The sequence below is a fragment of the Pseudomonas sp. FW305-96 genome, from assembly GCF_058783825.1.
In genome coordinates this window covers 1-12,245 of the sequence record NZ_JBYSYW010000061.1, presented here as the reverse complement: position 1 = coordinate 12,245, position 12,245 = coordinate 1, and the positions used below count along the sequence as shown (strand labels likewise).

At 67.5% G+C, this 12,245-nt stretch carries 8 protein-coding genes; 6 read left to right on the top strand and 2 right to left on the bottom strand.

Annotated features, from left to right (window positions below; all coding sequences use genetic code 11):
• Together AC3WL2_RS25635 and AC3WL2_RS25630 are read right to left on the bottom strand one after the other, a co-directional pair.
• On the bottom strand, window positions 1-5,395 hold a 5,395-nt coding region (locus AC3WL2_RS25635), incomplete at its 3' end, for an amino acid adenylation domain-containing protein (RefSeq protein ID WP_492574594.1).
• Between the two features lie 213 nt (window positions 5,396-5,608).
• On the bottom strand, window positions 5,609-6,634 hold the full coding sequence (locus tag AC3WL2_RS25630) for an Ldh family oxidoreductase (RefSeq protein WP_102685468.1): 1,026 nt from the start codon (window positions 6,632-6,634) through the stop codon (window positions 5,609-5,611).
• A 143-nt stretch (window positions 6,635-6,777) separates the two neighbouring features.
• Here AC3WL2_RS25630 and AC3WL2_RS25625 point away from each other — a divergent pair, with 143 nt between their 5' ends.
• The 6 genes from AC3WL2_RS25625 (at window position 6,778) to AC3WL2_RS25600 (ending at window position 12,027) form a co-directional block, all read left to right on the top strand.
• Window positions 6,778-7,650, top strand: coding sequence for a MurR/RpiR family transcriptional regulator (locus tag AC3WL2_RS25625; RefSeq protein ID WP_102685467.1), 873 nt, complete (start codon window positions 6,778-6,780; stop codon window positions 7,648-7,650).
• Window positions 7,651-7,676: 26 nt separating this feature from the next.
• A complete protein-coding gene (locus tag AC3WL2_RS25620; RefSeq protein ID WP_023632571.1) occupies window positions 7,677-8,429 on the top strand; it encodes a transporter substrate-binding domain-containing protein in 753 nt (250 codons plus the stop codon).
• 104 nt (window positions 8,430-8,533) lie between these two features.
• The gene (locus AC3WL2_RS25615; RefSeq protein ID WP_102685466.1) at window positions 8,534-9,253 is read left to right on the top strand and encodes an ABC transporter permease; all 720 of its coding nucleotides are present in this window, start codon (window positions 8,534-8,536) and stop codon (window positions 9,251-9,253) included.
• Window positions 9,250-9,960, top strand: a complete 711-nt coding sequence (locus tag AC3WL2_RS25610; RefSeq protein WP_102685465.1) for an ABC transporter permease — start codon at window positions 9,250-9,252, stop codon at window positions 9,958-9,960. The genes AC3WL2_RS25615 and AC3WL2_RS25610 overlap by 4 nt, the downstream gene beginning before the upstream one ends.
• A 16-nt stretch (window positions 9,961-9,976) precedes the next feature.
• Window positions 9,977-11,221 carry an NAD(P)/FAD-dependent oxidoreductase gene (locus AC3WL2_RS25605; RefSeq protein ID WP_102685464.1) on the top strand — a complete coding sequence of 415 codons (1,245 nt, stop codon included), beginning with the start codon at window positions 9,977-9,979 and terminating at the stop codon, window positions 11,219-11,221.
• A gap of 23 nt (window positions 11,222-11,244) precedes the next feature.
• Window positions 11,245-12,027, top strand: coding sequence for an amino acid ABC transporter ATP-binding protein (locus AC3WL2_RS25600; RefSeq protein WP_102685463.1), 783 nt, complete (start codon window positions 11,245-11,247; stop codon window positions 12,025-12,027).
• Window positions 12,028-12,245: the final 218 nt, after the last annotated feature.

Below are 12,245 nucleotides of genomic sequence, written 5' to 3'. Positions count from 1 at the left end.
CGTTGAGCAGCGGCGCCCAGACTTCCAGCGTGCTGGCGTCGAACGCCGGGTTGGAGGCAAAGGCCACGCGGTCCTGGCTATTGAAGTCGGCAAAACCGTTGTTGATCACCAGGCGCACGATGGCCCGGTGCGGCACCTGTACGCCCTTCGGCGTGCCGGTGGAGCCGGAGGTGTACATGATGTACGCCGCGCTGCCGGCGTCCACCGCCAGGCCCAGCGGCGCAGCCGCATAGGTGTTCAGGTCGAGCCGGTCGACTTCGACCCGGCGCGCCCCCACCACTTCGGGCTGGTCGCTGTGGGTCAGCAGCAGCGCCGCCCCGCTGTCGCCGACCATGAACGCCTGGCGCTCAGCCGGGGCATTGCCGTCCAGCGGTACGAACACCGCCGCGCACTTGCTCACCGCCAGTTGGGCCGCCAACAGGTCGAAGGAGCGTGGCAGCAACAAGGCCACGCGATCACCGGCACGTAGGCCCTGCTCGAGCAGGTAGACCGCCAGGCGATTGGCCTGGTCATCGAGCTGGGCATAGCTCCACTGGCGTTCACCGTGAATCACCGCCAGCGCCTCTGGCGTGCTCGCGGCGTGGGCTTCGAACAGGCGGTGGGCGGCCAGCTCGCGCGGGTAGTCGCGTGCCGTGGCATTGAAGCGACCCAGCACGCAGTCGCGCTCGACCATGGGCAACCCATGCAGGCTGTGCAGCGCGACCTGCGGCGCCTGCTCCAGCGCCGTGACCAACTGGGTCAAGGCCCACTGCAGCAAGCGGCAGACGCGCTCGCCATCAACCGACGCCACGGCCTGCACCGTCAACCGGAAATCATCCCCATAGTCATCGACGCTGACCACCAGCGGGTAATTGCTGCGCTCCTGCGCGGCCAACAGTTCGATCCCCGGCCAGACGGCCCCCTGCGCGGGCTGGCCGGCACTGTGGCGGTAGTTCAGCAGGCTGCTGAACAGCGCCTGCGAGGCCGGCACGCCGCTGCAGCGCTGGGCCAGGGCCAGGGAGGCCTGTTCATGGGCCAGCAGGCGCGCCAGGCGCTGATGGGTCAGGCGCACGCCTTCGGCCACACCGCCGCTGCCCACGCTGACCCGCAACGGCAGGGTGTTGATGAACATGCCCAACGCCCGATCGGCACCCTCGCCGCCCAGCAGGCGACCGAGCAGCACGGTGCCGAACACCACCTCTTCGCGCCCGGACATCTGCGCCAGCACCTGGCCCCAGGCCTGATGCACCATGCTGGCGACACTGACCCCCAGCGCCCTGGCCTGCCCGCGCAGACGTGCGACCAGCGCCGGCTCCAAGGGCCAACGGCTTTCACCCACCGAATGGGTGTCGGCCATGGCCTCGCGCAGGCCGAACGCCTCGGTCGGTTCGTCGATATCGCCCAGCAGCTCGCGGAACAGGGCCTCGTCGGCCTGCGGGTCCGCGCCAAGACGTGCCTGGGCCACGTAGTTGCGATACGGGATGCTGGCAGGCAGCTCTGCGGAGCCTTGCAGCAACGCCCCCACCTCGAGCATCAGTTGCTCCACGGCGGTGTGGTCGACAAGAATATGATGCAGCAGCAGGGTCGCCTCCAGCCGCCCTGCCTGGCGCTGGCTGCTCAGGCGCAGCAACGGCGCCTGGCCCAGGTCGAGGCGCGGTGTTTCGAGCGCCGGGCTCAGCAGCAGCGGCGCCTCGCGCCAGACCACCTGCACCGCCGCGTCCAGGCCCTGCCAATGCAGGCTGGTGCGCAGGATGTCGTGACGGGCGATGACCTGGTTCAGCGCGGCGACGAAGGCGTCCAGTTCGGCCTGCCCGGCAAAGGCGAAACGCGCCTGCACCACATAGGGGTCGGCGCCTTCGCTGGCCAGATGATGGTAAAGAATGCCCTGCTGCAGCGGGGCCAGGCCGTAGATGTCCTGGACGTTGGCCACGCCACCGGGGATCTGCCGCACCAGCGTGTCGATGGCGTCCTGGCCGAGGTCGGCCAGGGGCAGCAGGTCCGGGGTGATCCTTGTGCAGCCTGCCGGGATACGGTTGGCCGGCACGTCGACAGCGGCCCGCCCCCCCACCGAGGCCGCCAGCGCGGCCAGCGTGGGCTGGCTGAACAGTACCCGCACATCGGCCTCCAGCGCCTGCTGGCGCATGCGCTCCACCAGGCGGACCGCCAGCAGCGAATGGCCGCCCAGTTCGAAGAAGTTGTCGTCACGCCCCACGGGCCCCACACCCAGCAGGTCCACCCAGATCGCAGCCAGGGCGGTCTCGATCGGGCCCTGGGGCGCCTGGTACTGGCGCACTGGCGCTTCGGGGGTCGGCAGGGCCTTGCGGTCGACCTTGCCGTTGGGCGTCAGCGGCATGTCATCCAAGTGGATGAACAAGGCTGGCACCATGTATTCGGGCAACTGCTCCAGCAAGCGCTCGCGCAGGTACTGCGCGGCGTGATCCAGGCCGGTGTGGTAAGCCACCAGGCGCTGGCCGCTGTGCGGGTGTTCATGAACCAGCACCAGCGCCTCGCGCACGCCGTCCACGCGGTTCAGGCAGGCTTCGATCTCGCCCGGTTCGATACGCAGGCCGCGCAGCTTGACCTGGTGATCATTGCGGCCGAGGAACTGCAACGAACCGTCGGCGCGCTGGCGCACCAGGTCACCGCTGCGGTACAGGCGCTCGCCGCGCACGAACGGGCTGTCGATGAAGCGTTCGGCCTGTTGCCCGGCCAAGCCCAGGTAGCCACGCGCCACGCCCACGCCACCGATGTGCAGGTGCCCGGCCACGCCCCAGGGCAGCGGCTGGTCCGTGCCGTCCAGTACGTACAGGCGGGTGTTGTCGATCGGCCGGCCGATCGGCAGCGCGCCTTCCGGCACGGGCTGATCAGGCTCCAGGGTGCAGACGCTGCAATCGACCGTGGTTTCGGTGGGGCCGTAGACGTTGTGCAGGCGCACTTGCGGCAGGCGCTCGCGCACCTGGCGCACCAGGGCTTCGGTCAGCTCGCCCCCGCCGCAGACGATGTCGGTTAGGCTGCTGCACTGCGCGCTGCGCGCCTGTTCGAGGAACTGCTGCAACAGCGCCGGCACGAACTGCACCACGCTGACCCTGGACTCGATGATTCGCCGCGCCACATAGTCCGCGTCACGCTGGCCGTCCGGCCGCGCCAGCACCAGGCGCAGGCCGCTGCCCAGCGGCCAGAACAGCTCCCACACCGAGGCGTCGAAACTGATCGGAGTCTTGTGCAGCACCGCGCCGTCCGCCCTCGCGGGGCACAGCCCGGCGCTCCAGTGCACCAGGTTGACCACGCTGCGGTGCTCGACCATCACACCCTTGGGCAGGCCGGTGGAGCCGGAGGTGTAGATCACATAGGCAAGGTGGCGCGAAGTCAGCCCGGCCACCCGTGGGTCGGTCGCCGGCAGGCTTTCCCAGTCCGCCTGGTCGAGGTCTATCTGCGGCACGGCCAGCGCGCCCGGTACCTCGCGGGTGGCCGCGTGCACCAGCACGGCCAGCGGCGCGCTGTCGACGAGCATGTGGCGGATGCGCTCGGCCGGGTAGCTCGGGTCCACTGGCACATAGGCGCCACCGGCCTTGAGGATGGCCAGCAGGCCAACCACCATCGACGGGCCACGCTCGACGCAGATCGCCACCCGGTCGTCCGGGCGCACGCCCAGGGCGATCAGGTGGTGGGCCAGGCGGTTGGCCTGTTCGTTGAGCTGCCGATAGGTCAGCTGTTCACCTTCCGCCTCGATGGCCACCGCCTGTGGATGCAGCAGCGCCTGGCGCTCGAACAACGCGTGCAGCGGCTGGTCGAGGTCGTGTTCGGCGGCCGTGGTGTTGCAGCCGGTCAGCAGTTGATGGCGCTCCTCGGGCGTCAGCACCGGCAGCGCCAGCACGGGCAGGTCGGGGGTGCGCTCGAGCGCCTCCACCAGCCCCTCGAACACCTGTCGCAGTTGTCCGCACAGTCGCTCGGCGCCCCATTCAGCGAGGGCCTGGACCGTCAGGCGCAGATCGTCACCCAGATCGTCGACCGCCAGGTTCAGGGGGTAGTTGGTACGCTCCTCGGTGCCAACCACATCGATGCCCGGCGCCACTGCGATCACCGCGGCGGCGTCGCCCGCCGCGCTATGGCGATAGTTGAGCATGCTGTTGAACAACGGCATCGGCGCCACCACACCGCTGCAACGCTGGGCCAGGGCCAGCGGCGCCTGTTCGTGGCCGAGCAGCGCGGTCAACTGGCGGTGAGTCAGCAACAGTGCATCCCGCACACCCTGCCCCTGCAGGTCGACCCGCAGCGGCAAGGTATTGATGAACATCCCGAGGGCGTGTTCGCCGCCCTCGCCCGCCGCCATGCGCCCCAGCAGCACGCTGCCGAACACCACCGACTCGCGCCCGGACCACGCCCCCAACAGGCGCGCCAGCCCCAGGTGCATGATGCTGGCCGGGCTGACCCCGAGCAACCGGGCCTGGGCACGCAGACGTTGGCTGAGGCCGGGCGCCAGGGTGATCCGTGCTTCCTCCATGGGCTGGCCGGCCACCTCCTGGACGCCGAAGGCCAGGGTCGGCGCATCGATATCGGCCAGCATGGCGCCAAAGAATGCTTCATGGGCCTGTTCGTCCTGGGCCTGGCGGCTTCTGGCCAACAGGTCACGGAACGGCACTGGCGCTGGCAGCCGCTCGCCATCACCTGCGAGATAGGCTTGGATCTCGCGGCGGACGATGTCCAGGCCGGTGTGGTCCATGACCGTGTGGTGGAACAGCAGCAAGCCCAGCACCCGGCCGTCGCGATCCTGGCCATGCACCAGCCGCAGCAAGGGGGCCTGGGCCAGGTCCATGCGGTAATGACGCGAGTCGAAACGGGCGCGCAGTTGCTCCAGCGGCTCGTCACCGTCCAGGCTCCCGACTGCCTCGCAAGCCAGGGGCGCCTTGCGCCACACCACCTGCAGCGGCTGGTCGAGGTATCCCCAGGCCAGTGCCGTGCGCAGGATGTCATGGCGCTGGATCACCCAGTCGAGCGCCTCGGCGAACGCCTGCAGGTGCGCCGGGCTGGCAAAACGCAGCTGGGCCTGCAGCACATAGGGGTCACCCTCGGCGGCCGTGAGGTGGTGGTAGAGCATGCCTTCCTGCAGCGGCGCCAACGGGTAGATGTCCTGCAGATTCGCCGCGCCCCCGGGCAGCGTGGCGACGATGCGGTCGATGGCGGCCTGGTCGAGCCCGGCCAGGGGCAGCATGTCGGGGGTGATGCGCAGCGCCGGGCTCAGCCAGCCATCCTCCAGGCCCGCAAGCATCTCCAGCAGCGCTGGCTTGTGCGCCGCCAATGCGTCCCACAGCGCGTCATCGAGGGTGTCGTCATCGCCCTCGACGATCAGGTCGGCCTCCTCGCGCTGGAGTCGGATCGCACGGGTGGAAAGCGCTGCCATGAGTTCGCTGAAGAGCATTGGTAAGCATCCTGCTTTTGCCAGTCGGAAATGCTCGGAACGCTAATGGATCGCGGGGGGGCGGGCTGACATGGGAAGGGGGGACAACGGCAGGAGCAGCGGGGTTCAACACCAGGGAGGCGCAGCGCTCACGGTGTGAGCAGAGTGCGGTGGAAGGCCGGACACCGGTGCGAAGCAGGTCCGCACCGGTACCCTGAACAATGGAACTTGGGTTCAGCCAGCGAGTGTTTGCAACTCGGCCAGCTCCCGTTCGGACAATCCCACGCCTTCGCGCAGTGCCACTTCACGCTCACGGTAGCGCCGTTCCCCCGGCATGCGCGTCAGCCCCGCTTCCTGCATCTGCTCCACCAGTTCACGGCTGCGCTGGGCAAAACGCTCGCCTTGCGCCTTGGCCGGATCGATCACGATCAGCAACTGCCCGGTCCATGGGGTCTTTGCCCCCGGATGCCCGGACCAGTCGAACTCCCAGGAAAAATGGCCCCCCGTCAGCGCTGCCGCCAGCAGTTCGACCATCATCGACAGCGCCGAGCCTTTGTGGCCGCCGAACGGCAGCAAGGCCCCCCCTTCGAGAATCGCCCTGGGGTCGTTGGTCGGCTGGCCGGCGGCATCCACGCCCATGCCCGGCGGCAGCTGTTCGGCGGCCCGGGCGGCAATCTGCACGTCGCCATGGGCCATGGCACTGGTGGCCATGTCGAAGACGATCGGGTCGTGCCCCGCGCAAGGCGCGGCGAAGGCGATGGGGTTAGTGCCGAACAACGGCTTGCGCGCGCCATGGGGCACCACGCAGGTCATGCTGTTGACCACGCTCAGGGCCACCAGGCCTTCATCGGCGAATGGCTCGACATCCGGCCACAGCGCGGCGAAATGGTGCGAATTATGGATCGCCAGCACCGCGATGCCGGCCGTGCGCGCCTTCTCCACCAACAGCGCGCGGGCGGCGGCCAGGGCCGGCTGGGCAAACCCACCCTTGGCATCGACCTGCACATAAGCCGGCGCCAGGTCGGTTACCTGCGGCTCGGCGCGGCCATCGACCCAACCGCTGGCGAGGGTCGAGACATAACCGGGAATACGGAACACCCCGTGGCTGTGGGCACCGTCACGCTGGGCGCTGGCGCAGTTGTGGGCGAGCGCGGCGGCCACCGCCGCGCTGCAGCCATGCCGCGCGAAGATCGACTGCAATAACGCCCGCAGTTCGGTAAAAGGCACGCGCACGACAGGGCCGGTGGAAGGTGAAGACATCTGGAGCTCCTTTCTTGGAATTGGAATCGCTACAGCGCAACTGCACAGACTTTCCCGCCAATGACAGCTATCTGTCAAATATTGACTTGATGACAGAAAACAGCCATTTTGGCTTCCACGCCAGAAATCAGCCGGAACCGACCATGAGCCAATCGATCAAGCAACGCCTGGAAAGCAGCTTGCACACCGCTGCCGCCTCGGGCCGCCAGATCGCCAGCTACATGCTCGCCAACCTCCATGAGCTGCCGTTCCAGACCTCGGCCAGCATCGCCGCCAAGCTGGGCGTGAGCGAATCGAGCGTCGGCCGCTTCTGCCGCGCCCTGGGCTATGCCCACCTCAAGGCCCTCAAGCACGACCTGCAGAACGACCTGGGCGACGGCCCGTGGCTGGCCGGCGACCGCCTGCAGGCGTTTCGCCAGCAACCCGAGGACGACCAGCGCTCAGGCAGCCTGGAGCTGGAGATGGCCGCGCTGGTGCGCGTGCACGAGTACAGCCGCGGCGAAACCTGGCAACAGGTCGCTCGGCGCCTGGCCGACAAACCCCGGGTATTCGTCGCCGGCTTTCAGACCGAGCGTGGCGTGGCCATGTGCATGAGCCACCTGCTGCAGTACCTGCGCGACGGCGTGCAACTGGTCGATGGCAGCGCCGGGCATTTCGGCGAGGTACTGCTGGGGCGCCCGCAGGACTGCGCGCTGGTGGTGTTCGAGGCGCGCCGCTATTCGCGCCACGCCCAGCAGCTGTGCCACAAGGCGCGTGCGCTGGGCATTCCGGTGACCCTGGTCACCGACACCTTCTGTGACTGGGCCGATGCCGAAGCCGACGAGGTGTTCCGCATCCCCACCGAATTCAACCTGTTCTGGGAATCCACCGCGACCATGCTGTCGTGGGTGCACCTGATGGTCAACGAGGTCTGCAAGCAGCTCGGACCGGATGTTGAAAAACGCTTGGAAGCAACTGCCGCTCTACATAACGAGTTCGTCGGCTACACCTCGTGGCCGGCGGGCAAACAACAATAGCAAGAGTGCGATGACCGAGGTGCGAGATGAAAGGAACCATGGCTGTGGTGGGTGCGTGCGCCCTGCTGCTGGCGGGCCACGCCAGTGCCGAGACCCTGCGCTTTGCCACTGAAGGGGCATATCCCCCCTTCAATTACGTCGATGCCGACAACAAGCTGCACGGCTTCGACATCGACATCACCCATGCCCTGTGCGAACAGATGAAGGTCGAGTGCACCCTGGTGGCCCAGGACTGGGAAGGCATCATTCCGGCGTTGATGGCGCGCAAGTACGACGCGGTGGTGGCCTCGATGATCGACACCGAGGAACGGCGCCGGAAAATCGCCTTCACCGACCACTACTACCGCACCCCACTGACCGTGGCCGTCGCCAAGGACAGCCCGATCAGCGACGCGCAGACCGACTTCAAGGGCTACACGGTCGGCGCGCAATCCGCCTCGACCCAGGCGATCTACGCCGAGGACGTATACGGCAAGGCCGGCGCGGACGTGAAGCTGTACCCGACCCTTGACGAAGCCAACGCCGACCTCGCCGCAGGGCGCCTGGACGGGGTGATCGCCGACAAGTTCCCGCTGCACGAATGGCTGAACAAGAATGGCAAGGACTGCTGCAAGATCCTCGGTGATGTCGACGGCACCAAGGCCGACGCGGCAATTGCCGTGCGCAAGGACGACCAGGCCCTGCGCACGCGGCTGAACGAGGCGCTGGCGGCGATCGTGGCCAATGGCACCTACCAGAAGATCGCGAGCAAGTACTTCGCCTTCGACATCTACCAGTAATCTCGTGGAGGCCGGCCTGCCGCGCGATGGCGCCTGATCAGTGAACCACGCCATCGCGGGGCAAGCCCGCTCCCACCAGGGCACCTGTTTCCTGGGGGTTAGCCATGCTCGATCAACTCTCCCTGCTTTCCTTTGCCAGCGGCGGTTGGGGCCAGGCGTTGCTGGCCGGCGCGCTGGTGACCGTGTCGCTGGCCCTGGCCTGCCTGCCCATCGGCCTGCCACTGGGCCTGCTGGTGGCGCTCGCCGCGCGCTCGCGCAAACGCCTGCCGCGGGCCTGGGCCACCACCTTCTCCACGGTGTTTCGCGGCCTGCCCGAACTGCTCACCCTGCTGATCATCTACTACGGCTGCCAGATCGCCGCGCAGAAGCTCCTCGCCGCGCTGGGCTATGAAGGCGAGGTGCTGATCAACACCTTCCTCGCCGCCATGGCTGCCTTCAGCCTGGTGTTCGCCGCGTTCTCCAGCGAGATCTGGCTGATGGCCTTCAAGACCCTGCCCAAGGGCCAGCTGGAGGCTTGCGCGGCCCTGGGCCTGGGCAAGCGCACCGGCTTTTTCAAGGTGGTGCTGCCGCAACTGACGCGCATCGCCCTGCCGGGCCTGTCGAACAACTGGCTGAGCCTGCTCAAGGACACCTCGCTGGTCTCGACCATCTCGCTGATCGACCTGATGCGCCAGACCAATCTCGCGGTCAGCGTGACCAAGGAGCCGATGCTGTTCTACGGCGTCGCCTGCCTGGTCTACCTGCTGTTCTCGGCGCTATCGGGCAGGGTCTTCGCCCTGCTCGAGCGGCGCAGCAATCGCCACCTGCAAGGAGCCCGCCCATGAGCCTTGAGCAACTGCTGGCCTACGTGCTCGACCCGGACTTGCTGGACCGCTACGGCGCGCGTTTCGTCGATGGCCTGCTGGTCACCGCCAAGCTGGTGGCGATCTCCTTCACTCTCGGCGCGCTGCTGGGCATGCTCCTGGCGCTGGCGCGCATGTCACCCAGCCGCGTGCTGCGACGCCTGGCGGCTGGCTACGTGTATTTCTTCCGCGGTTCACCGCTGCTGGCCCAGCTGTTCCTGCTGTACTACGGGCTGGGTTCGCTCAAGGGTTTCTGGCAGGAGCTGGGCCTCTGGTGGTTCTTCCGCGAGGCCTGGTACTGCGCCCTGCTCGCCTTCACCCTCAACACGGCGGCCTACCAGGCCGAGATCTTCCGCGCCAGCCTGATGGCGGTCGCGCCGGGCCAGTACGAAGCGGCCAAGGCACTCAACCTCAAGCGCTCGACCACCTTCTTCAAGGTGGTCCTGCCACAGTCGCTGCTGGTGGCCATCGGCCCGCTGGGCAACGAGTTGATCATGATGATCAAGGCCAGCGCGATTGCCTCGCTGGTGACGATCTACGACTTGATGGGGGTGACCAAGCTGGCCTTCTCGCGCAGCTTCGACTTCCAGATCTACCTGTGGGCGGCAGTGCTCTACCTGCTGATCGTCGAGGTGGTCCGGCGCACCTTGAAACACCTGGAAGCCCGCCTGGGCCGCCACCTGAACTGACTGAAGGAAATCTTCCATGCATTGCCAGACCATCGTCCTGGGCGCCGGCATCGTCGGCGTCAGCACCGCCCTGCATCTGCAGGCCCGCGGACGCCAGGTGATCCTCATCGACCGCGACGAGCCAGGCAGCGGCACCAGCCATGGCAACGCCGGGCTGATCGAGCGTTCCAGCGTGATCCCCTATGCCTTCCCGCGCCAGTACAGCGCCCTGCTGCGCTATGGCCTGAACCGCCAGCCCGACGTGCGCTACAGCCTTGCCCACCTGCCCAAGGCCGCACCCTGGCTGCTCAGCTACTGGCGCCAGTCCGCTCCCGGGCGCCTGGCCAAGGCCGCCGCCGACATGCTGCCGCTGGTGCAGCGCAGCGTCGAGGAACACGATGTGCTGATCGAAGCCGCCGGCCTGCAAGGGCTGGTGCAAGCCAAGGGTTGGATCGAGGTGTACCGCGACGCCGCGCTGTTCGCGCAGGCCAAGCACGACCTTCAAGGCCTGGCCCGCTACGGCCTGCGCTACGAGATCCTCGAACGCGAGCAACTGCAGGTCCGCGAGCAGCAACTGGACGGTGGGGTGATCGGTGGCATCCACTGGCTCGACCCGAAGACCGTGAGCAACCCCGGCGGCTTGACCCGTGGTTACGCCGCGCTGTTCGTCCAGCGTGGCGGGCAGTTCCTCTACGGCGATGCGCGCAGCCTGCGCCAGGTCGAGGGCGGCTGGCAGGTGGACAGCCGCCGGGGCACGGTGATGGCCGACGAGGTGGTGGCCTGCCTCGGCCCGCAGTCGGCCGACCTCTATGAACGGCTGGGCTACCACTTTCCGCTGGGGATCAAGCGCGGCTATCACATGCACTACGCGACCCGCGACGGCACCGAACTGGGTCACTCGATCTGCGACACCCAGGGCGGCTATGTCCTGGCGCCGATGGCCCGGGGGGTGCGCCTGACCACCGGCATCGAGTTCGCCGCCAGCGATGCCCCGGCCAACGAGATCCAGCTGCGCCGCTGCGAGGCCCTGGCGCGCAAGCTGTTCCCGGCCCTGGGCGAGCGCCTGGACGACAAGCCCTGGCTGGGCCGTCGCCCCTGCCTGCCAGACATGCGCCCGGTGATCGGCCCGGCGCCGCTGCACAAGCACCTGTGGTTCAACTTCGGCCATGCCCATCATGGTCTGACGCTGGGCCCGGTCAGTGGCCGCCTGCTGGCGGAGCTGATGACCGGCGAGCGCCCCTTCACCGACCCTGCGCCCTACAGCGCCGCACGCTTCGCCTGAACCTTGAGCGGGAGAACAACAAGATGACCGCACCCTTGAGCCTTGCCAGCCTGCACCCTGCCCCCGACCCGCGCCCGGAGCTGATCCGTATCGAGGGCCTGAACAAGCATTACGGCGCGTTCCATGTGCTGCACGATATCGACCTGTCGGTGCGCGAGGGCGAACGAATCGTGCTCTGTGGCCCGTCGGGCTCGGGCAAGTCGACGCTGATCCGCTGCATCAACCGCCTGGAGATCGCCCAGCAGGGCAGCATCCGCGTGGCTGGCACCGACCTTGCGAGCACTGGCCGAGAGGCCGCCAAGGTGCGCAGCGAGATCGGCATGGTGTTCCAGCACTTCAACCTGTTCCCGCACATGAGCGTGCTCGACAATTGCCTGCTGGCACCGATGAGCGTGCGCGGCCTGTCGCGGCGGGACGCCGAGGAACGGGCGCGCTCGTACCTGAGCAAGGTCGGTATCGAAAGCCAGGCGCACAAGTACCCCAGCCAGCTCTCCGGCGGCCAGCAGCAGCGGGTGGCGATCGCCCGGGCGTTGTGCATGAAGCCGAGGATCATGCTGTTCGACGAGCCGACCTCGGCACTCGACCCGGAGATGGTGGCCGAGGTACTGGACGTGCTGGTGCAACTGGCCGGCACCGGCATGACCATGCTCTGCGTGACCCACGAGATGGGCTTTGCCCGACAGGTGGCAGAGCGGGTGTTGTTTCTCGAAGGTGGGCAGATCATTGAGGACTCTTCACCGGAAGTGTTCTTCGGGCAGCCCAGGACGGCGCGGGCACAGGCGTTTTTGAAGCAGATCCTGCATTAGTGGTTCGTGGTCCTGCGCAGATATACGCAACCCAGTCAGCCTCCGGCAAAACAGCGTTGCAATATATAAAGATTTGATCTTGATCTTGATCGGTTCTTGCTCTGCTTTTGCTTCTAAGTGCGCGATAGTTCAGGCGACACCAATTGCGACTTCAGGAGGCCGAACGGAGGGCTTGCGCAGGGAGGTGACGGGCATGGATGCCCGTCAAGCGCCGATCA